20 protein-coding genes are annotated in these 22,091 nt (G+C 55.5%); 7 read left to right on the top strand and 13 right to left on the bottom strand.

What is annotated here, in order from left to right; genetic code table 11:
* The first annotated feature begins 4 nt into the window (after positions 1-4).
* From lptD to apaH, 6 genes are all read left to right on the top strand, one after another.
* Positions 5-2,371, top strand: a complete 2,367-nt coding sequence (lptD, locus tag KGP17_RS03705) for an LPS assembly protein LptD (RefSeq protein WP_059199721.1) — start codon at positions 5-7, stop codon at positions 2,369-2,371.
* Between the two features lie 67 nt (positions 2,372-2,438).
* Positions 2,439-3,740, top strand: a complete 1,302-nt coding sequence (gene surA / locus KGP17_RS03700; protein ID WP_094982160.1) for a peptidylprolyl isomerase SurA — start codon at positions 2,439-2,441, stop codon at positions 3,738-3,740.
* Positions 3,727-4,719 (top strand): 4-hydroxythreonine-4-phosphate dehydrogenase PdxA, encoded by a 993-nt coding sequence (gene pdxA / locus KGP17_RS03695; RefSeq protein ID WP_223498873.1) that lies wholly within the window; start codon positions 3,727-3,729, stop codon positions 4,717-4,719. Before surA ends, pdxA begins: the two co-directional genes overlap by 14 nt.
* Entirely contained in the window at positions 4,712-5,530 is an 819-nt protein-coding gene (rsmA, locus tag KGP17_RS03690) for a 16S rRNA (adenine(1518)-N(6)/adenine(1519)-N(6))-dimethyltransferase RsmA (RefSeq protein WP_021179275.1), read from the top strand. The genes pdxA and rsmA overlap by 8 nt, the downstream gene beginning before the upstream one ends.
* 13 nt (positions 5,531-5,543) lie before the next feature.
* Complete coding sequence (gene apaG / locus KGP17_RS03685; protein WP_039995481.1) at positions 5,544-5,921, top strand: Co2+/Mg2+ efflux protein ApaG; 378 nt, start codon at positions 5,544-5,546, stop codon at positions 5,919-5,921.
* 1 nt (position 5,922) lies between these two features.
* Positions 5,923-6,774 carry a bis(5'-nucleosyl)-tetraphosphatase (symmetrical) ApaH gene (gene apaH / locus KGP17_RS03680; RefSeq protein WP_223498872.1) on the top strand — a complete coding sequence of 284 codons (852 nt, stop codon included), beginning with the start codon at positions 5,923-5,925 and terminating at the stop codon, positions 6,772-6,774.
* Positions 6,775-6,820: 46 nt separating this feature from the next.
* On the opposite strand, the gene folA is transcribed toward apaH, so the two are convergent.
* The 3 genes from folA to KGP17_RS03665 all read right to left on the bottom strand — a co-directional run bounded on the left by folA (position 6,821) and on the right by KGP17_RS03665 (position 8,706).
* A complete protein-coding gene (gene folA, locus KGP17_RS03675) occupies positions 6,821-7,303 on the bottom strand; it encodes a type 3 dihydrofolate reductase (RefSeq protein WP_024483559.1) in 483 nt (160 codons plus the stop codon).
* 141 nt (positions 7,304-7,444) lie between these two features.
* Complete coding sequence (locus tag KGP17_RS03670) at positions 7,445-7,909, bottom strand: threonine/serine exporter (RefSeq protein WP_021179271.1); 465 nt, start codon at positions 7,907-7,909, stop codon at positions 7,445-7,447.
* On the bottom strand, positions 7,906-8,706 hold the full coding sequence (locus KGP17_RS03665) for a threonine/serine exporter ThrE family protein (RefSeq protein WP_039995480.1): 801 nt from the start codon (positions 8,704-8,706) through the stop codon (positions 7,906-7,908). Before KGP17_RS03665 ends, KGP17_RS03670 begins: the two co-directional genes overlap by 4 nt.
* Positions 8,707-8,832: 126 nt before the next feature.
* Between KGP17_RS03665 and KGP17_RS03660 the strand changes: the two genes are divergently transcribed.
* Positions 8,833-9,447 carry a LysE family translocator gene (locus KGP17_RS03660; RefSeq protein ID WP_021179269.1) on the top strand — a complete coding sequence of 205 codons (615 nt, stop codon included), beginning with the start codon at positions 8,833-8,835 and terminating at the stop codon, positions 9,445-9,447.
* Positions 9,448-9,480: 33 nt separating this feature from the next.
* On the opposite strand, the gene kefC is transcribed toward KGP17_RS03660, so the two are convergent.
* The 10 genes from kefC to lspA form a co-directional block, all read right to left on the bottom strand.
* Positions 9,481-11,334: a glutathione-regulated potassium-efflux system protein KefC gene (gene kefC, locus KGP17_RS03655; protein ID WP_021179268.1), complete on the bottom strand. Its 1,854-nt coding sequence runs from the start codon at positions 11,332-11,334 to the stop codon at positions 9,481-9,483.
* Complete coding sequence (kefF, locus tag KGP17_RS03650) at positions 11,327-11,887, bottom strand: glutathione-regulated potassium-efflux system oxidoreductase KefF (RefSeq protein ID WP_059201950.1); 561 nt, start codon at positions 11,885-11,887, stop codon at positions 11,327-11,329. Before kefF ends, kefC begins: the two co-directional genes overlap by 8 nt.
* A gap of 136 nt (positions 11,888-12,023) precedes the next feature.
* Complete coding sequence (locus tag KGP17_RS03645; RefSeq protein ID WP_223498871.1) at positions 12,024-13,265, bottom strand: cysteine desulfurase-like protein; 1,242 nt, start codon at positions 13,263-13,265, stop codon at positions 12,024-12,026.
* Positions 13,262-13,900, bottom strand: a complete 639-nt coding sequence (locus KGP17_RS03640; protein ID WP_071682153.1) for a 2OG-Fe dioxygenase family protein — start codon at positions 13,898-13,900, stop codon at positions 13,262-13,264. Before KGP17_RS03640 ends, KGP17_RS03645 begins: the two co-directional genes overlap by 4 nt.
* Before the next feature lie 216 nt (positions 13,901-14,116).
* Entirely contained in the window at positions 14,117-17,338 is a 3,222-nt protein-coding gene (gene carB / locus KGP17_RS03635; RefSeq protein WP_209528872.1) for a carbamoyl-phosphate synthase large subunit, read from the bottom strand.
* Positions 17,339-17,356: 18 nt separating this feature from the next.
* The gene (gene carA, locus KGP17_RS03630; protein WP_223498870.1) at positions 17,357-18,505 is read right to left on the bottom strand and encodes a glutamine-hydrolyzing carbamoyl-phosphate synthase small subunit; all 1,149 of its coding nucleotides are present in this window, start codon (positions 18,503-18,505) and stop codon (positions 17,357-17,359) included.
* A gap of 469 nt (positions 18,506-18,974) precedes the next feature.
* Entirely contained in the window at positions 18,975-19,796 is an 822-nt protein-coding gene (gene dapB / locus KGP17_RS03625; RefSeq protein WP_166734066.1) for a 4-hydroxy-tetrahydrodipicolinate reductase, read from the bottom strand.
* 372 nt (positions 19,797-20,168) lie between these two features.
* Positions 20,169-21,122, bottom strand: coding sequence for a 4-hydroxy-3-methylbut-2-enyl diphosphate reductase (ispH, locus tag KGP17_RS03620; RefSeq protein ID WP_021179261.1), 954 nt, complete (start codon positions 21,120-21,122; stop codon positions 20,169-20,171).
* Positions 21,103-21,573 carry an FKBP-type peptidyl-prolyl cis-trans isomerase gene (fkpB, locus tag KGP17_RS03615; RefSeq protein ID WP_094982165.1) on the bottom strand — a complete coding sequence of 157 codons (471 nt, stop codon included), beginning with the start codon at positions 21,571-21,573 and terminating at the stop codon, positions 21,103-21,105. The genes ispH and fkpB overlap by 20 nt, the downstream gene beginning before the upstream one ends.
* Before the next feature lies 1 nt (position 21,574).
* Positions 21,575-22,081: a signal peptidase II gene (gene lspA / locus KGP17_RS03610; protein WP_024527207.1), complete on the bottom strand. Its 507-nt coding sequence runs from the start codon at positions 22,079-22,081 to the stop codon at positions 21,575-21,577.
* Between the last annotated feature and the right edge of the window lie 10 nt (positions 22,082-22,091).

Below are 22,091 nucleotides of genomic sequence, written 5' to 3'. Positions count from 1 at the left end.
GCGTATGAAAAAAAGTTTCCCAACACTGCTGGCCACGTTGATTTGGACGGCAATTTATAGTCAGCACGCGCTGGCAGATCTGGCCGAGCAATGTATGCTCGGCGTGCCTGTTTACGATAAACCGTTGATCAGCGGCGACCCCAACAGCCTGCCGGTCACCATCATTTCCGATGATTCAGAAGCCAACTATCCGAACAACGCGCTGTTCACTGGCAACGTCAACGTCGAACAGGGCAACAGCACCCTGACGGCGAAGCAGGTTGAGCTGAAGCAGACGCAAAAAGATGGGCTACCGGATCCGATCCGTACCGTTACCGCCACCGGTGACGTGAACTACGCGGATAATCAGATCAAACTGAAAGGCCCTAAAGCCTGGTCAAACCTGAACACCAAAGATACCGACGTCTATCAGGGCGACTATCAGATGGTAGGTCGCCAAGGGCGTGGTGACGCCGACAAGATGAAGATGCGCGGCCAAAACCGCTACACCATCCTGGAAAACGGTACCTTCACCTCTTGCCTGCCTGGCGATAACAGTTGGAGCGTAGTGGGCTCCGAAGTGATCCTCGATCGCGAAGAAGAAGTGGCCGAAGTGTGGAACGCCCGCTTCAAGATTGGCAAGGTGCCGGTGTTCTACAGCCCCTATTTGCAGCTGCCAGTGGGCAATAAACGCCGCTCCGGCTTCCTGATCCCCAATGCCAAATATGGCAGTAATAACGGCTTCGAGTTCATGCTGCCGTATTACTGGAACATTGCGCCAAACTTTGATGCCACCATCACCCCGCATTACATGACGAATCGTGGCCTGCAGTGGCAGAACGAATTCCGTTATCTGCTGCAACCGGGTCTGGGCACCATGGCCTTCGACTGGCTGCCAAGCGATAGGCAGTTCGAAAAAGACCATGGGGATGTCGACGACAGTAAGCGTTGGCTGTTCTACTGGGGCCATAACGGCGTAATGAATCAGGTGTGGCGTTTCAACGTCGACTACACCAAGGTCAGCGACCCTTATTACTTCACCGATCTGGACTCCAAATACGGCTCCACCACCGATGGCTACGCCACGCAGAAATTCAGCGTCGGTTATGCCGATGAGAACTGGGATGCTACGTTGGCTTCCAAGCAGTTCCAGATCTTCAGCGGGGTGGGCAACCAAAACGCCTACCGTGCACAGCCGCAGTTGGATCTCAACTACTATAAATCGGATATTGGCCCGTTTGATTTCCACACCTACGCCCAGGTTGCCAACTTTACCAGCGTCAACCCAAATAACCCGAAAGCCACTCGTTGGCATGTAGCACCGGCGATCAATCTGCCGTTGGCCAACAGTTGGGGTAGCCTGAATACCGAAGCCAAACTGATGGCGACGCATTTCCAGCAGACCATCCCGAACGGTTTTGCCGCCGACTATGCCAGCCGTAACCCGGGGAGCCCGGTTCCCGATCTGGAAGATTCGGTCAACCGCGTACTGCCGCAGTTCAAGACCGACGGCAAAGTGGTGTTCGAACGCCCAATGGATTGGTCAGAAGGTTTTACCCAAACCATTGAGCCGCGTATGCAGTACCTGTACGTGCCTTATCGCGACCAAAGCAACATCTATACCTATGACTCAACCCTGCTGCAAACCGACTACTCAGGCCTGTTCCGCGACCGTTCCTACAGCGGCCTTGATCGTGTCGCCTCGCAGAACCGCGTAGCAGCCGGTGTCACCTCGCGTATTTATGATGACGCACTGGTTGAACGTTTTAACGTATCCGTAGGTCAAATCTACTACCTCAGTCGCTCGCGGACCGGGGATCAAAGTAGCAACTTTGATAATAGCGATGATACCGGCAGCGTCGTCTGGGCTGGTGACACCTATTGGAAGATTGACGATCGCTGGGGCCTGCGTGGTGGTGTGCAATACGACACCCGTCTCGATAGCGTCGCGTTAGGCGACGCGGTTGTGGAATATCGTCAGGATCAGAATCGCATGGTGCAGTTGAACTATCGTTATGCCAGCCCGGAATATATTTCGGCAACCCTGCCGGATATCAGCAACCCGGGCTATCAGGACGGTATTTCACAGGTCGGTATGGTGGCCAGTTGGCCGATTGCCGATCGTTGGGCGGTGGTCGGGGCGTATTACTACGATACCCGTGCGAAACAAACCGCCAACCAATTGGTCGGCCTGCGTTATAACACCTGCTGCTGGGCGGTTAACGTGGGTTATGAGCGTAAGATCACCGATTGGGACAACGGCAATCAGGTCAGCAAGTACGATAACAAAGTTTCATTCAACGTCGAGCTGCGCGGCTTGAGCAGCGATCACAGCCTTGGCACCAATGAAATGCTGCGCTCGGGTATTCTGCCTTACCAGCGCGCATTCTGATATTGATTAACGAATTGAAAAAAAACAACTTTCACCCGCATTTGCGGAAACAGATAACGGGAAATGTATGAAGAACTGGAGAACGCTTCTTCTCGGATTGGTGGTTTGTGCCAATACCGCGTTCGCAGCACCGCAACAAATGGATAAAGTCGCCGCCGTCGTCGATAACGGTGTAGTCCTCGAGAGCGACGTGAACGGCCTGATGCAATCGGTGAAACTCAACGCACAGCAGGCTGGCCAGCAATTGCCAGACGACAATACGTTGCGTCACCAGATCCTTGAACGTCTGATTATGGATAACATCCTGCTGCAGATGGCGCAAAAAATGGGGATCACCGTCAGCGATGCCGATCTGGACAAGGCGATCGGCAACATCGCCGCCCAGAACAAGATGAGTCTGGATCAACTGCGTAGCCGCTTGGCGTATGAAGGTCTGAACTACAACACTTACCGTGCGCAGATCCGCAAGGAAATGCTGACCTCGGAAGTGCGTAACAACGAAGTGCGTCGCCGTGTCACCATCCTGCCACAGGAAGTTGACGCGTTGGCCAAACAGGTCGGCGCACAGAACGGCGGTGAAACCGACATCAACATCAGCCACATCCTGATCCCGCTGCCAGAAAACCCATCGCAGAAGCAGGTTGATGAAGCCGAAGCGCTGGCAAAACGTCTGGCGGGTGAAGCGACCGGCGGTGCCGATTTCGGCAAACTGGCGATCACCTACTCTGCCGACTCACAGGCGCTGAAAGGCGGCCAGATGGGTTGGGGTAAACTGCAGGAAATGCCAACGCTGTTTGCTGAACGTCTGTCCAGTGCCAAAAAAGGCGACGTGGTTGGCCCAATCCGCTCCGGCGTCGGCTTCCATATCCTGAAGGTCAACGATATCCGTGGCGGTACCCAGTCGATTTCCGTGACCGAAGTGCATGCCCGTCATATCCTGCTGAAACCTTCAGTGGTGATGACCGACGATCAGGCACGCGCCAAGCTGCAAGAAGTGGCAGCGGCCATCAAGAGCGGCAAAGCGAAGTTTGAAGACGAAGCCAAACAGCTGTCACAAGATCCAGGCTCTGCCCTGCAGGGCGGCGATCTGGGTTGGGCTTCGCCAGACATGTACGATCCTGCCTTCCGTGATGCGCTGCTGAAGCTGCAAAAAGGCCAGGTCAGCGAGCCGGTACACTCTTCCTTTGGCTGGCATCTGATCCAGTTGATGGATACCCGCCAGGTGGATAAAACCGATGCGGCGCAGAAAGATCGTGCCTACCGCATGCTGTTTAACCGCAAGTTTGCCGAAGAAGCGCAAACCTGGATGCAGGAACAACGTGCCGCTGCTTACGTGAAGATCCTCGATGGAAGCAATGCACCACAATAACCGTATCGTCATCACCCCCGGCGAGCCTGCCGGGGTTGGGCCGGATTTGGTCACCGTACTGGCACAACAGGATTGGCCTGTTGAGCTGGTGGTGTGCGCCGATCCGGCCTTGTTGCTTGAGCGCGCCCGCCAGTTGGCGTTACCGCTCACGCTGCGCGACTACCAGCCAGGCCAGGCTGCACAGCCCCAGCGTGCCGGGACATTAACGGTATTGCCCGTTGCAGCCCCGGAGGCCGTGGTCGCTGGTGAACTTAACGTCGCCAACAGCGCCTATGTGGTCGAGACTCTGGCACGCGCCTGTGACGGTTGCCTGAACGGTGAGTTCGCCGCGCTGGTTACTGGCCCGGTCAACAAAAGCATCATCAACGACGCTGGCGTCGCCTTTACCGGCCATACCGAGTTCTTTGCCGATCGCAGCCATTGTGAACGCGTGGTGATGATGCTGGCAACCGAGGAGCTTCGCGTCGCACTGGCAACGACCCATCTGCCGTTACTTGCAGTCCCGGGCGCCATCACCCAACAGAGCCTGTTCGAGGTGATCACCATTCTCGATCGGGATCTGAAAAACCAATTTGGCATCCCGCAGCCTCTGATTTACGTCTGTGGGCTAAACCCGCACGCGGGGGAAGGCGGCCATATGGGCCGTGAAGAGCTGGATGTGATTATTCCTGCTTTGGACGTGCTGCGTAGCCGCGGCATCCAGCTGATTGGCCCGCTCCCGGCGGATACGTTGTTCCAACCCAAATATCTGCAATATGCAGATGCGGTGCTGGCGATGTATCACGATCAGGGCTTGCCTGTACTAAAATACCAGGGGTTTGGTCGAGCGGTGAATATCACCCTCGGTTTGCCTTTTATCCGTACCTCGGTCGACCATGGTACCGCGTTGGAACTGGCTGGCAGCGGCACTGCCGATGCAGGCAGCTTCAAAACGGCCTTGGCTCTCGCCATTAAAATGATAATTAACAGCAATGAATAATAGAGTCCACCAAGGGCACTTTGCCCGCAAACGTTTTGGACAGAACTTTTTAACCGATCAGTTTGTCATCGATAGCATTGTCTCAGCCATTCACCCACAGCCGGGCGAAGCGGTGGTCGAAATCGGCCCAGGCCTGGGAGCCTTGACCGAGCCGGTTGGCGCACGGATGGACCGCATGACGGTCATTGAACTTGACCGCGATCTGGCGGCTCGCCTGGCCAATCACCCACAGCTAAAAGACAAGCTGACCATTCATCAGCAAGATGCCATGACGGTGAACTTCGCCGAGCTGGCCGCCGTGGAAGGCCAATCGTTGCGCGTGTTCGGCAACCTGCCGTATAACATCTCGACGCCGCTGATGTTCCATCTTTTCAGCTATACTTCCGCTATCCGCGACATGCATTTTATGCTGCAAAAAGAGGTGGTCAACCGTCTGGTTGCCGGCCCAAACAGCAAGGCATACGGGCGTTTGACCGTGATGGCGCAGTATTATTGTAACGTTATTCCGGTGTTGGAAGTGCCGCCGACAGCGTTCGCACCGCCGCCTAAAGTCGATTCTGCCGTGGTTCGTCTGGTACCACATCTGGTGATGCCCAATATTGTCGGCGATGTGCGCATGCTCAGCCGTGTGACCACCCAGGCATTTAACCAACGCAGAAAAACCATCCGCAACAGCCTGGGCGATCTTTTCACCCCGGAACAGTTGACGGAACTCGGCGTCGATCCGACGCTCAGAGCAGAGAATATTTCTGTAGCGCAGTACTGTAAGCTGGCTAACTGGCTTTCACAACAGCAGGCGCAGCAGCAATAAAGGAGCAGTTGTCATGATTGATTCGCCCCGTGTATGTGTGCAGGTACAGAGTGTGTATGTAGAATCACAATCGATTCCTGAGGAAGAACGTTACGTCTTCGCGTATACCGTTACCATCCGTAATCTGGGGCGCTTTGACGTGCAACTGCTGGGCCGTTACTGGCTGATCACCAACAGCAACGGCCGCCAAACCGAGGTTCAGGGCGAGGGGGTGATCGGTGAACAGCCCATTATCCGGCCCGGCAGCGAGTTCCAATATACCAGCGGTGCGATACTCGAAACCCCGCTGGGCACCATGGAAGGCCACTATGAAATGGTTGATCAGCAGGGTCAGCCATTCCGTACCGCCATTCCGGTGTTCCGTTTAGCCATCCCTACGCTGATCCACTAATATGTCGACATATCTTATCGGCGACGTTCATGGCTGTTTCGATGAACTGCAGTCGCTATTAGCTCAGGTTGATTTCGATCCCCTGCAAGACCAACTGTGGCTGACTGGCGACCTGGTCGCCCGTGGCCCTGGCTCGCTCGAAGTGCTGCGCTACCTCCGCTCTCTCGGCCCGGCATTGCGCATGGTTCTGGGTAACCATGACCTGCACCTGCTGGCGGTGTACGCCGGTATCAGCCGTAACAAACCCAAAGACCGCATTACCCCCTTGCTCGAAGCACCTGATGCTGACGAGTTGATCAACTGGCTGCGTCGCCAACCAGTGCTACAGGTGGATGATGAACGCAAACTGATCATGGGCCACGCCGGCATTACCCCACAGTGGGATATCGAGACCGCACAGATGTGTGCCCGTGAAGTGGAAGCGGTACTCAGCAGCGACAGTTATCCGTTATTTCTGGATGCGATGTACGGCGATATGCCCAACAACTGGAGCCCAGAGCTGAGTGGGCTTGCACGCCTACGCTTTAGCACCAATGCCTTGACCCGCATGCGCTATTGCTTCCCTAACGGCCAGTTGGACATGATCTGCAAAGATGCGCCGGGCACCGCTCCCGCTCCGCTGAAACCCTGGTTTGATCTGCCGCGTCTGGTCGATCCCGAGTACAGTATCATCTTCGGTCACTGGGCTTCACTGGAGGGCAGAGGCACGCCGGAAGGCATCATCGGTCTGGATACCGGCTGCTGTTGGGGTGGGGATTTGACCCTGCTACGTTGGGAAGACAAGCGCTACTTTACCCAGCCAAGCAACCGCCGTGATGCGATAGACGGCGCGGATACGCTGGCGGCTTCTTAAAACGACAATGGGCACCCAAGGGTGCCCATTTGATAGCTAACCCGCCTTAGCGGCGTTCCAGAATCTCAAAACAGTAGCCGTGCGAGTTCAGTGCGTCCGCATCGTGGAAGGCGCTGAATGAGGTTTCCCATTCGTCTGGCTCGTAATCCGGGAAGTAGGTATCTCCGCCTACTTCAGCATCGATATGCGTCAGATACATTCGGGAAGCCCGTGGCAGGAACTGGCTATAAATGCTGCCACCGCCCATCACCATCACTTCCTCCACCTCGCCAGCCGCAGCCAAAGCCTCCTCCAGCGACGTTACCCAGGTCACGCCAGGTTCTTTACCCGGCTGGCTGCTTAATACGATATTATGACGGCCCGGCAATGGGCGGCCAATCGACTCAAAGGTCTTACGGCCCATAATCACCGGTTTGTTTAGCGTGTTACGTTTAAACCACGCCAAATCCTCCGGCAGGTGCCACGGCATGGCATTTTCCATACCAATAACGCGATCCGCCGCCAAAGCAGCAATCAGGCTGATAATCATTGTTTAACCCTGTATAGGCAGCAAAATTGCTCACACTATACGTAAAGCCCCGGCCACCGTCGATAGACGAATCGAGCGATACTCATATATCGGACGGCTCTGAAGATAAACTCTAATAATCCCAGATCCTTAGAAAAATCCCTAAACGCCGGGACGTTTACGATACAGCCACAGACCCGGTACCGACAGGCCGATCGACAAGGCTCCCACAATAAAACAGGCCTTGAGGAAGTTGGAGATCATCACCGACATCAGGGCTTCGCTGTAGCCCAAATGCGAAATTTCCACCACGCTGATCATCGCGGTATAGGCTGAAATACCGGGGAACATCGGGATCACCGCCGCAACGGTGAACACCTTGGGATGCGCCAGCAGCCAGCGTGACCAATAAATGCCGATGATGCCGATCAGAATGGCGGCCAGGAACGAACCCCACTCGATATTCATGCCAAAATGCATCAGCAGCATCCGCGATCCGTGCCCCAACGCCCCGAGCAAGGCACAATAGCGCAACGCTCGTACCGGCACATTGAACACCATGGCAAAGCCGAGCGCAGGTACCGCCGCCAACAGCATGTCCTGTAACAGCGCCCACAGCAGGCTCATGACCACCCCCGCAAATCCCACAGTGACATCGCCATCACCACGCCGATGCAGGTTGCCAACGTCAGCAAACTGGCCATCGCCCAGCGGGCCAGACCGGTATTCACGTGGCCTTTAAACATATCGGCTACCGCGTTGATCAGCGGGAAACCAGGCACCAGCAACAGCACGCTGGCCGCCATCGCCACGCTGGAGGTCTGGTGGAAAAACGGCACACGCAACAGCAGGCCGGAGACCGACGTAGCTACAAAGGCCGTCAGGCAAAAGTTGATCAGCGGATTCATATGGCGAGCGGTCAGCATCTGGCGCACAAACATCGCCAGGCCGCTGGCCATAAAGGTGACCGCAAAAGCATCTGGCCCACCGCCGTTAAGCATGCTGAAACAGCCACAGGACAACCCCACCATCAGCACCACCAGCCAACGCGGGTAGCGTAGCGGGCGGATCTTTTCAAAGCGCCGAGCCACGTCATGGACGTCGGCCAAATGGTGTTCCGCCAGGATCACAATGTGCTGGACCTCGGTCACCATTTGCATGTTGATCCCGCGATCGACGTTCTTCCGCGTGGTGGTCAGGCAGGCTTCATTGCTGATGGTGGTCAGCACCACGGCGTTAGCCGAGATGGAGCTTTCTACACTATCCATACCAAGCGCCAGACCCAGGCGAGTCGAGAGTTGTTCCACCACCATGCTTTCCGCCCCGTGCTGTAGCAACAGCAACGCACACTGAATACACAGACGGGTGATTTCACGCTGTTGCTGGTTTACACCGGGTAGCTCTGCGGTTAATTCCTTTTTCATATCGCTCAATCACTTCCTCTTAATGAAGCCCCATCATATAACCAGAGATTAGTGTAATAGGTTGATGCACGTCAGGAGGAGTGGCGTTATTATCAGCAGAATTAGGCCTTTTTCAGAGACTCGCTCATGCTTGAAACCTCATTGTTTGTCGCCGGTATTGCCACACTCGGCATGCTTTCCCCCGGGCCAGACTTTTTTCTGGTGATTAAAAATGCGGCGCGCTATCCGCGCCTGGCAGCAATGATGACCGCGTTCGGCGTGATCTGCGGCGTGGCAACTCATATGTCTTACTGTGTCGCGGGCCTGGCGGTGGTGATCACCACCACGCCGTGGTTATTCAACGTGCTGAAATACGCTGGCGCGGTGTACCTGATATGGGTTGGCATTCAAGCCCTGTTATCACGCGGGGGCAGCAAGATGAACGTCAGCAGCCTGCCTCAACAGCAGGTCAGCCTGAAAAGCGCCTTTGTACAAGGGTACCTGTGTAATCTGCTCAACCCGAAAGCCACGCTGTTCTTCCTGGCGGTGTTTACCCAGGTACTGCAAATCAACTCCGGCCTGGGTGAAAAGCTGTGGTACGCCGGAATTATTTTCGGCCTTTCCGCCGTTTGGTGGCCGGTGCTGGTGTTTTTGATCCAAAGCGGGCCGGTGCGCCGTGGGCTGGAAAAGACCCAGAAGGTGGTCGATAAGCTGTTGGGTGGGATGTTAATCGCCTTGGGTATCAAAGTCGCGCTGAGCTGAAAAATCGGCGAGGGTAAAACCCTCGCCAAGCTATTACCCTTTCGCCTCTACCACCTCTTCCTCCGGTGCTTTGCCATCAATACTGCCGCGCCAGCCGTTTTGCTGCACGTGAGATAGGCGCTTCTGATCTTGCTCGATGGCCGACGACAGCATTTCTTTAGCCCGTTGCAGGCTGGCGACCCGGAACTCGGTGTCTTCGTAGTTCTCCAACGTATCCTCCAGCATCTTCAGGTTATAACGCCGGAAGGTATCCGCCTTTTCACGGGCTTCGTAGGCGTCCAGCCCCAGCAGCTCGAGAGTTTCTCTGCCGATCAGCAACGAGCTTTCAAAGGTTTCCCGTGCGGGTTTCTCCACCCCTAACTGCCGCAGTTGATACCAGTGATCCACATCGCGGGCACGCGCCACCACTTTCAGGTGCGGGAAATGGCGTTTGACCAACGCCGTCAGTTGCAGGTTGGCTTCCACATCGTCGATGGCGTTAATCAGGATTTTGGCATGTTCTGCCCCCGCGGCTTCCAACAGATCGGCTCGCGTCGCATCGCCATAGAACACCTTGGTACCAAATTTGCGCAGCGTTTCGATATGGTCCGGATCGTGATCCAACACCACGGTATGCACGCCGTTAGCCAGCAGCATACGGCCGGCGATCTGGCCAAAACGGCCAAAACCGGCGATGATCACGCTGGCATTCTCTTCGTCGATCACGTCTGCCGGGCGTTCGTCCTGTGGGGCATTCTTGGCCAGGCGAGCGGCAACCACCAGCAGCAATGGCGTAGCGGCCATCGAAAGTGCAACGGCCAACGTCAGCGATTTAGCCCATTCGAGCGGTAATACACCGGCCATCTGTGCCGCAGCAAAGATCACAAAGGCAAACTCACTGCCCTGCCCCAGCAAAATGGCGAATAGCCCGCGCTGGCGCTTGGGTACCCCAAGCATTGGCGCAACCAGCCACAACAGTGCCGCCTTCAGCAGCATAAAACCCAGTAACAGCGAGGCAATCAGCAACGGATGATGGAACAGCGTGCCAAAGTCGATTGACATCCCCACGCCGATAAAGAACAGCCCAAGCAGCAGGCCTTTAAATGGCTGAATATCGCTTTCCAGCGCATGGCGGTATTCGGAACTGGCCAGCAACACGCCAGCCAGAAAGGCTCCCATCGCCATCGATAGCCCAGCCATCTCCAGCAGAATGCCAAAGCCAAACACCAGGAACAGCGCCACGGCGCTAAAGACTTCACGCATGCCGGAACGCGCCACAAAGTGCAGCAAGGGCCGGGTCACATAGCGCCCCAGTAACACCACGACCGCCAGCGCCCCCACCACCTTGGCAGCAGAAAACACAAAGGCACCCAGCGTGGTAGCCGCACCGCTGCTGGCTAGCAGTGGGATCATCGCCACCAAGGGAATGGCGGCAATATCCTGGAACAACAGCACCGCAAACGAGCTGCGGCCAATCGGCGAAGGCGTCAGGTTACGCTCACTCATCGCCTGCATGGCGATCGCCGTAGAGGAGAGAGCCAACGTCAAGCCAATCAGCAAGGCCACCTGCCAATTCAGGCCGAGGAAATAGCAGAAGGCGCTCAGCACCAGACCGCATCCCACCATCTGGATGCTCCCACCGCCAAAGACCGCTGCCCGCAGCGTCCACAACCGCCGGGGATCCAGCTCCAGCCCGATGATAAACAGCATCAATACCACGCCGATTTCGGCAAAGGTCAGTATCGACTCGGGATCGGAAACCAGTTTCAACCCCCAGGGGCCAATGACACAGCCCGCAATCAGGTAGCCAAGTACCGATCCCAATCCCAGGCGTACGGCAATCGGCACCAACAGTCCGGCCGATCCCAGATAGATCAGCCCTTCAATCATCATCGAGTGGTTATCCATGCACGGACTCCTGCTCTGCTGCTGGATCACTGTGTTCCATCAGATACTGCACCAGCCGCTGGCGATAGGCTTCTCCAGCGGCGATCAAGGCCGGTTCGTTACAGGTAAAGGTGTTGTGCACGGCAAAATACGGTTGCCACTTCATACCGCAGTAAATCGCTGTGGCCTGCAGCGGCTGGCCCAGTGCGGCAAAGTTGGGGTAATCGCCCAACGCGAAATGCTGCTCATCTCCGCCGCTGGTGACCGCCCATAGGCAGTCTTTCCCCACCAGGGCGTTGCCCTCGTGGCCATAGGCCCAGCCATGCTCCAGCACTTTGTCGATCCACAGTTTCAGCAACGGCGGCAGGCTATACCACTGCATCGGATGCTGTAAAACCACCATATCGGCCCGTTCCAACGCCCGCTGTTCGGCGTTGATATCGATATTAAAATCCGGATACAGTTCATACAGTGCACGAACTTCCACGCCGGGAATGTCTTTTACCGCCTGTAGCAACCGTTGGTTGGCATGAGAATGCCGAGGATAGGGATGGGCGTAAATAATCAGGATCATGCGCTTCTCGTTGTTGCGTTTCATACAACGAGTATATACCAGTCATAGTGTCGCCATTACTGGCATGAAAACTTGCTGGCCCACGATGCCCCCATCCCTGATCATCAGGATATGGGGGCGATATGGCATCACCGGCTTACGGCAGTGACTGATTCAACGTGTTGATAATCTCAAACAAACGGTCAATTTCCTGGTGGGTGTTGTAGTGCATTAATCCGATCCGCACGACACCGCCACGTTGCTCCAGACCCAGTTGGCGGACCAGCCCCAGCGCATAAAAATGCCCGTTGCCGACACAAATATTGTGCTCTCCCAGTGCCCTGGCAACCTCTTCAGGCAGCCCGGGCGCAAACGTCACGGCAAAAGTCGGGGTCCGGCGGTTGGCATCGGGCCGATCGATACCGTACAAGCGCGCCCCCTTCACTTGCCGTAGTTTTTCCAGGAAATAAGCGCTGAGCGCTTCTTCATGCTGGCTGAGTTGGCTAAAGCTGTCTTGCAAGCGCTGGCGCAACGGCGCACCGGGTTCTCCCCACTGAGCCAGGTATTCGATCGCAGCAGTCACTCCCGCAAGCCCTTCAAAACTCTGAGTTCCCGTCTCGAAACGCCCAGGGCCAAGATCGGTGGCCGGCTCGACCTTGTAAGGACGTAACGTTTGTAACCACGGCGTAGCCAGATAGGCAATCCCGACGTGTGGGCCAAAAAACTTATACGCGGAACACAGGAGTATGTCGCAACCCAACGCCTGAACATCAATCAGACGGTGTGGAGCATAGTGCACAGCATCTACATAAACCAAAGCGCCTACCTGGTGCGCCGCCTCAACGATACGCTTTAAATCCACGATCGAACCTGTGGTATTTGACGCATAGGTAACAGCCACCAATCGGGTTTTGGCGTTAATAAGCGCACAAAGTTTATCGACGTCTAACGTACAATCCTGCTCATTAACCGGGGCCTGATGAACAACGACCTGTTTATCGGCAGCGGCCTGTTGCCAGCTCGAAACGTTCGCATAGTGATCCAGAGCGGTGACGATCACCTCATCCCCCGCTTGCCACTCCCGGCTGATAGCGCGGCTCAGTTGAAAAGTCAGTGAGGTCATGTTGGCGCCAAAGACAATATTGTCAGCCGAACCGGCATTCAAGAAGGCCCGAACAGACTCTCTGGCTTGTAACATCACTTGCTCAGTGGCTTTACTGGAAAAATAGTGTCCCCCCAGGTTGGCATTATGGTGGCCCAAATAATCGACCATCTTGTCTAACACCGTGCGCGGGACCTGTGAGCCACCGGGGCCATCAAAGAACACCACGCTTTTTCCTTGATACAGCTGACCCAGAGCGCTAAATTGCATCCGGCTTTGTTCAGGCGTAAATTTCATGCCACCCTCGCTGTCAGAACAAAAACATCCATATGCCCTTCTTTATCTGTCTCGACGGCACGGATTGGGCAGGCGTTATGCCACAACTTACTGTCTGCAATCATGGCAACTTCGCCATTTTCCAACACCTTACGGAAAAATGGCTCTTCGCGATTGCTGTTATAGAGCAGGATATCCCCGCCGACAATGTTATGCCTGTCGATACCGACTATCGCGATGTGATCAAAACCATCGCGATGGATACCTTCCGGTGCCACCTGAGTTTCAACATAAGTGGTGGTAATGCGGATTTGGTGGATCTCTATCTCCTGGTTGTCCGGTAGGTCATTGCTATTAACAAAGACCTCGCACATTTCGCGCATCCCCTCATTTTGCCAGGTCGTGGTCAAGAGCGGTTCGAATTGGCGGACGATATTGCCCTGAAAATGGTTGATATCCTCAGACTGTACAAACTCATGTTTGCCCGTCTCTACCACCAAGCCTTGCTGAAAACGCAGGACGGAATAACGCCGCAGGCGGTACTTGCCATCCGCATGCTGGGTGTGGGGAAGCGTGTTGAATGAAGGAGCCAGTTGAGCAATCCCTTCCTGGCTAAGATGGGTGATCTGCAGGATATTCTCGTGTTTGTTGAGCATGATGACACCTTATTGAACAGGCCTGTTTCACAACAGAAAATAACAGTAATCACCATTAAAAATAGATAAAGATAATGGGATATCAAATTTGTCATCCCAAAAATATGACGCACCCCCACAAAATCAGCACAAGCCGCAAACCGCAACCTTTGGGTTGCTGCGGCAACAAAAAAGGCGCTGCAAAAGCAGCGCCTCAGTGGCAACCAAGTTATTAACTTACTTGGTGATACGTGCGTGTAGTTCCTGCACCGAAGTCACCTGCTCGGTTGGATCGGCCTTCATCGCCATCGAGGTGGCAAAACCACCGTTCATCGTGGTGTCGTAGTGCACTTTATACTGCAGCGCACTGCGGCGGATGAGCTTGGAGTCTTCAATCGCCTGACGCCCCGCCGTGGTATTCACGATGTAGGTGTACTCGCCGTTCTTGATGCGATCCTGAATGTGCGGACGCCCTTCATGCACCTTGTTGACCAGGCGCGGGTTAATCCCCGCTTCGCCCAGCACCACTGCGGTGCCGTGGGTGGCATCCAGTTCAAAGCCCTGTTTGAGCAGGCTGGCAGCCAAATCCACAACGCGAGCCTTGTCCCCACTGCGCACCGACAGCAGCGCACGGCCTTTCTTCATGCCGGAATTACTGCCCAACATCGCCTTGGAGAAGGCTTCGGCGAAGGTGCGACCAACGCCCATCACTTCACCGGTCGAGCGCATTTCTGGCCCGAGGATCGGATCAACGCCTGGGAACTTGTTGAACGGTAGCACCACTTCCTTGACCGAGTAGTACGGCGGGATGACCTCTTCAGTCACGCCTTGTTCGGCCAGTGATTTACCGGCCATCACACGCGCCGCCACTTTTGCCAGCGCGACGCCGGTGGCCTTGGAAACGAACGGTACGGTACGCGCGGCACGTGGGTTCACTTCGATCAGGTAGACTTCGTTGTTCTTCACCGCAAACTGCACGTTCATCAGGCCACGGACCTGCAGTTCAAACGCCAGTTTTTCAACCTGCTGGCGCATCACATCCTGGATATCTTTGCTCAGCGTGTAGGCTGGCAGTGAACAAGCGGAGTCACCGGAGTGGACACCAGCCTGTTCGATATGCTCCATAATGCCACCGATCAGCACGCGCTCGCCGTCACAGATAGCATCCACATCCACTTCTACTGCGTCGTCCAGGAAGCGGTCCAGCAGCACGGGCGCATCGTTGGACACGCTGACTGCGTTCTGGAAGTAACGGCGCAGGTCGATGTCGTCATAAACGATCTCCATCGCACGGCCACCCAGTACGTAGGATGGGCGAACTACCAACGGATAACCGATACCGGCCGCTTTCTCAACCGCCTGCTCGATGGTTGCCACGGTGGCGTTGGCAGGCTGCTTCAGGCCCAAGCGGTTAACCGCCTGCTGGAAGCGTTCACGGTCTTCGGCACGGTCAATCGCATCCGGGCTGGTGCCGATAATCGGCACGCCTGCCGCTTCCAGCTCACGCGCCAGTTTCAACGGGGTTTGCCCGCCGTACTGCACGATCACGCCTTTTGGTTTCTCGATGCGCACGATTTCCAGCACGTCTTCCAGCGTCACCGGTTCGAAATACAAGCGATCCGAGGTGTCGTAGTCGGTAGAGACGGTTTCCGGGTTACAGTTGACCATGATGGTCTCGTAGCCGTCTTCGCGCAGCGCCAGCGAAGCATGTACGCAGCAATAGTCGAACTCGATGCCCTGGCCGATACGGTTCGGGCCACCGCCCAGGATCATGATTTTCGGACGATCGTTGGTCGGGTTGGATTCACACTCGTCTTCGTAGGTGGAATACATGTAGGCGGTGTCGGTCGCAAACTCTGCCGCACAGGTATCCACACGCTTGTAGACCGGGTGCATGTTGAAGCTGTGGCGCAGCTTGCGGATTTCGCTTTCCGCTACGCCAGCCAGCTTGGCCAGGCGCGCATCGGCAAAACCTTTACGCTTGAGCGTACGCAGGAAATCAGCGTTCAGGCCGTTGATGCCCGCTTCGGCAACCTGCTCTTCCAGACGCACCAGCTCTTCAATCTGCACCAGGAACCAGCGGTCGATGTTGGTCAGGTTGAACACGCCATCGACGGACAGACCGGCGCGGAAAGCATCGGCGATATACCAGATGCGATCTGAACCGGCGTCTTTCAGCTCACGGCGGATCTTGGTCAAGGCTTCCGGATCGTCCAGGCTCACTTTCGGATCGAACCCGGTCGCACCCACTTCCAGGCCGCGTAGCGCTTTCTGCAACGACTCTTGCTGGGTGCGGCCAATTGCCATCACTTCGCCGACCGACTTCATCTGGGTGGTCAGGCGATCGTTGGCTCCGGCAAACTTCTCGAAGTTGAAGCGCGGGATTTTGGTGACGACGTAGTCAATGGAAGGTTCAAAGGAGGCTGGCGTACGGCCACCGGTGATGTCATTCATCAGCTCATCGAGGGTGTAGCCCACCGCCAGCTTGGCGGCGATCTTGGCAATCGGGAAGCCGGTGGCTTTCGAGGCCAGCGCCGATGAACGGGATACGCGTGGATTCATTTCAATCACGATCAGGCGGCCGGTTTTCGGGTTCACCGAGAACTGCACGTTGGAGCCGCCGGTTTCCACGCCGATCTCACGCAGTACCGCCATCGAGGCGTTACGCATGATTTGGTATTCTTTGTCGGTCAGCGTTTGCGCTGGAGCCACCGTGATGGAGTCACCGGTATGGATACCCATGGCATCGATGTTTTCGATCGAGCAGACGATGATGCAGTTGTCATTCTTATCGCGCACCACCTCCATCTCATACTCTTTCCAGCCGATCAGCGATTCGTCAATCAGCAGCTCTTTGGTCGGGGACAGATCCAGACCGCGTTCGCAGATCTCTTCGAACTCTTCACGGTTATAGGCGATACCGCCACCGGTGCCGCCCATGGTGAATGACGGGCGGATAATGCAAGGGAAGCCCACATCGGCTGCCACCGCCAACGCTTCTTCCATATTATGGGCAATGCCGGAACGCGCCGTGTCCAGGCCAATTTTCTTCATGGCGATATCGAAACGGCGGCGGTCTTCAGCTTTATCGATGGCATCGGCGGTAGCGCCGATCATGGTAACGCCGAACTCGGCCAATACGCCCTGCCGTTCCAGCTCCAACGCACAGTTCAGTGCGGTTTGCCCACCCATGGTTGGCAGCACCGCATCCGGGCGCTCTTTCTCGATGATTTTACGCACCACTTCCCAGTGGATCGGCTCGATATAGGTGGCATCGGCCATTTCGGGGTCGGTCATGATGGTGGCCGGGTTCGAGTTGACCAGTACGACGCGGTAACCTTCTTCACGCAGCGCCTTACACGCCTGGGCACCAGAGTAGTCAAATTCACACGCCTGGCCGATAACGATCGGGCCAGCGCCGAGGATCAGGATGCTTTTTATATCTGTACGTTTTGGCATGGCTTTTCTGGCTCCTGATTATTTGGCGTTGGTACGGTAAGTCTCAATCAGTTCGATAAAGTGATCGAACAGCGGCGCGGCATCGTGCGGGCCTGGGCTGGCTTCTGGGTGCCCCTGGAAGCTGAACGCGGCTTTATCGGTACGATGGATGCCCTGCACCGTGTGGTCGAACAGGGATTTATGCGTGACCCGCAACGTGCTCGGCAGATTATTTTCATCAACGGCAAAGCCATGGTTCTGCGCGGTGATCATCACGGTGTTGTTATCCAGATCCTTCACCGGGTGGTTACCGCCGTGGTGGCCAAGCTTCATCTTCATGGTTTTGGCACCGCTGGCCAACGCCAACAGTTGGTGGCCCAGGCAGATACCAAATACCGGGATATCGGTTTCCAGGAAGCGTTTGATGGCGCTGATGGCGTAATCGCAAGGCTCTGGGTCACCAGGGCCGTTGGACAGGAAGATGCCGTCTGGATTCATTTTCAGCACATCTTCCGCAGGGGTTTGCGCTGGCACCACGGTAAGGCGGCAGCCGCGATCCACCAGCATGCGCAGGATGTTACGCTTGGCGCCGTAATCGTAGGCCACCACATGGTAAGGCAGTTCGCCCGCAGGTTTGGCCTCCGGCAAATCGCCTTCCAGCGTCCAGCTCCCCTGTTGCCAGGCGTAAGCCTCTTTGGTGGTGACCTCTTTCGCCAGGTCCATGCCTTTCAGGCCAGGGAAAGCTTTGGCTTTCTGCAGCGCCAGTTCGGCATCGGTGAGGTCGCCCGCGATGATGCAGCCGTTCTGTGCGCCTTTCTCACGCAGCAGGCGGGTCAGCTTGCGGGTATCGATATCGGCAATCGCCACGATATTGTGACGCTTGAGGTAATCGGCCAGGCCCATTTCGTTGCGGTAGTTGCTGGCAATCAGTGGCAGGTCGCGGATGACAAGGCCTTGAGCATGAACAGCGGAGGATTCTGCGTCGGAATCATTGGTGCCGACATTGCCGATATGAGGATAAGTAAGAGTAACGATCTGGCGGGAGTAGGAAGGATCAGTGAGGATTTCTTGATAACCGGTCATCGAGGTATTGAAGACCACTTCCCCCACTGCCGTACCTTCTGCCCCGATGGCCCGACCGTGGAATTGGGTTCCGTCTTCCAGAACCAATAGCGCTGACTTAATCAAAACACCCTCCGAGGAATAATCAATCACAATATTTGCATATTAATTCAGATTTCACGCCCTAAATCAATGCAAAAACCGCCCTCAAGGCCAATTTTTGGCAAATTGGGCGCATTTTAATGATGAGCGTCCCGCTTGTCTAGATAAAGCGCCATTTTTTCCATTATTTTTGCTGAGCTCAGGGTTTTAATGGGGTCACAGGCACAAAAACATCAGCAAACTAGGCCGAGTAAACGGTTGCGAGACACAGTGACAGAAAAAAAAGCTTAAAACAGCTAAAATCGGTGTGGGGAGCAATAAAGATGACGGAAAAAACAGAATTAAGACTGGATAACGTCAATAAAAACAGATTACAGCATTAAAATTAATCGTAACCATCATTTTCAATGTTAAAAAAAAGGACAATAAAATTATTGTCCGATTATCATATCATTATGATCAACACAACCACATCACGATGGTGTTCAATAAATTATAACTGGTCTAAACCGAGCACGTCTCGCATATCAAACAGCCCATTATGCTGGTTTGAGATCCAGGATGCGGCACGGACCGCGCCATTGGCAAACGTCATCCGGCTTGAGGCTTTATGGGTGATCTCTACTCGCTCGCCAATATCGGCAAACATGGCGGTATGTTCACCCACTATATCCCCGGCACGAATGGTGGCAAAGCCGATGCTCTTTGGATCGCGCTCGCCGGTATAACCCACACGCTCGTAAACCGCACACTCTTTCAGATCGCGTCCCAAAGCACCGGCAATCGCCTCGCCCATGGCTAACGCCGTTCCTGAAGGAGCATCTACCTTGTGGCGGTGATGAGCTTCCACAATTTCGATATCGGTATAATCGCCCATCACCTTGGCCGCTTTTTCCAACAGCTTGAGCACCACGTTGACACCCACGCTGAAGTTGGCGGCAAACACGATACCAATCTGCTGCGCAGCGGCCTGAATAGCCGCTTTACCCGCATCATCAAAGCCGGTGGTACCAATCACCATGGCTTTGCCGTGGGCCACGCAAAACGCCAGATGGGCCAGGGTGCCTTCTGGGCGGGTGAAGTCGATCAGGATATCGAAATCGTTGACAACCTTTTCCAGGTTATCGCTGACGGTGACACCTACTGCGCCAACGCCAGCTAGCTCACCAGCATCGGTGCCAATCAAGCTAGAACCCGGGCGCTCCAGTGCCGCCCCCAATACCACGCCCTGTGCCTGCTGCACGGCCTGTATCAATTGGCGCCCCATGCGGCCACCGGAACCCGCAATCGCGATGCGGATTTGTGAATCAGTCATACTTCGCTCTCTTTTATGGTCAAAAGCCACTCCTCGGCTATGGGTTCAGGGTAACTTCCCTACCCTATCACTACCAGAGGATTTGCTTACGGATTAGAAAATTATGATATGCCCGATATGTTATCAGTAACGCTGTCAATTGATTAACAATTACCCGATTAGCGTCAACCTTCTGTTGCTACATAATCATGCACTATTTATGCATTGCGATGAATGGCGATAAAGTCGATTTTTGCTCATTCTGCACGCTAATGGGCGAGCTCAATACTGCGACACCTGAAGCCTGATGCCGGTGGGAGCCATTAATTACAGCTAGTTAAAACGCAAAACGGGAAGCCAAGGCTTCCCGTTACTTAATGATATTGGCAACGATCAGTCGATCTGCTTGATATCCATGCGCAGTTCTTTCGGCACTTCAAACACGATGTTCTCTTCACGGCCGCTAAGCTCATGCACATCCTTGCCGCCCAAGGCTTTCAAGCGACTGATGACGTCCTGAACCAGCACGTCCGGCGCAGAGGCTCCGGCGGTGACGCCAATGTTGCTGGCGTCTTTCAACCAGGATTCCTGAATGTCCGCCGCCGAGTCGATCAGATAGGCTGGTTTACCCACACGCTGGGCAAGTTCCGCCAAGCGGTTGGAGTTGGACGAGTTCTTCGACCCCACTACCAGCACCACGTCGGCATCACCTGCCAAGCTGCGCACCGCTTCCTGACGGTTGGTGGTGGCATAGCAGATATCGTCCTTACGCGGCCCGATAATATCCGGGAAGCGCTTACGCAACGCATCGATCACGTCAGAAGTATCGTCCACCGATAACGTGGTCTGGGTCATAAAGCACAGGTTATGTTCGTTCTTCACCTGCAATTGCCAGACATCTTCCGGCGACTCAACCAGGTACATGCCCCCCTCAGGGTTGCTGTACTGGCCCATGGTGCCTTCCACTTCCGGATGCCCGGCGTGGCCAATCAGGATTGCTTCGGTGCCCTTACGGCTGGCCCGAGCCACTTCCATATGCACCTTGGTCACCAACGGACAGGTAGCATCAAACAGCATGGTCAGATCGCGGGCTTTGGCCTCGGCCCGAACTGCCTGTGACACACCGTGGGCGGAGAAGATCAGGATCGAGCCGTCCGGCACTTCCGCAATCTCTTCGATAAAGACCGCTCCACGCTCGCGCAGGCTTTCGACCACATAGCGGTTATGCACCACTTCGTGACGCACGTAAATCGGCGCGCCATAAATCTCCAGCGCACGTTCTACGATGCTGATCGCACGATCAACCCCGGCGCAGAAGCCACGCGGGTTAGCCAGCAATATTTGCATGCGCTTCCTCCTGCTGCGGGTCAATCTCCAGCACTTCGATATCGAAGGTCACCGGATGCCCCGCCAACGGATGGTTGAAATCAACGGTGATCGAATCTTCCGCCACTTCGCGCACCACGCCAGGCATTTCGCTGCCGTCGATGGCGGTAAACAGCATGATGGTACCGACATCCGGCACGCCGGTTTCGTTGAAGTCGCGGCGTGAGAAGAACTGGATCAGATCCGGGTTCTCCGCACCGAACGCGGCTTCCGGTTGCAGGGTAAACGCACATTTGTCCCCTACCCGCAAACCGATCAACTGCTGTTCCAACGGAGCAGACAGGCTGCCATCGCCCAGGCGGAACAGCGCGGGTTTGCCGTTGCCCTGGGTGGATTCCGCGGTCGTTCCATCTGCCAGTTTCAGCGTGAAATGCACCAGCACTGCGCTGTTGCCGTTAACCTGAGCCGTCATATCACTTACCTTCGCTGTTGACGCTTTTCTTCGCTGGCAAGAACCCTTCCAGCACGATCATGGCGGCACCGACGCAGATAAAGCTGTCCGCCAGATTGAAGGTCGGGTAATGCCAGTTGCCGATATAAAAGTCGATGAAATCGACCACAAAGCCATGCCACAGACGATCAAACAGGTTGCCGAGCGCACCGCCGATAATAAAGGCATAGGCGATATTGTTCAGCTTCTGCTGGGCACTGCTGCGATACATCATCACCAGCAGCACCACCACGATGGCGACCGCAATACCGGCAAAGAACCAGCGCTGCCAGCCACCGTGATCCGCCAGGAAACTGAACGCCGCGCCGTAGTTACGCGCATAGTACAGGTTGATTGACGGGAACAACGGCTGGGTCTGGCCCAGCACGAAGTTACTCAGGATCCACTGTTTGCTGAAAAAATCCAGCGCCAGCACCACCACTACCAGCCATAGCCAGCGCAAGCCGGTCGAACTTATCGGTCTACTCATCAGGCGCTTG

The sequence above is a fragment of the Serratia sp. JSRIV001 genome, assembly GCF_019968745.1.
Lineage (GTDB): Bacteria > Pseudomonadota > Gammaproteobacteria > Enterobacterales > Enterobacteriaceae > Chania > Chania fonticola_B.
This window is presented reverse-complemented; position numbering and strand designations above follow the sequence as displayed.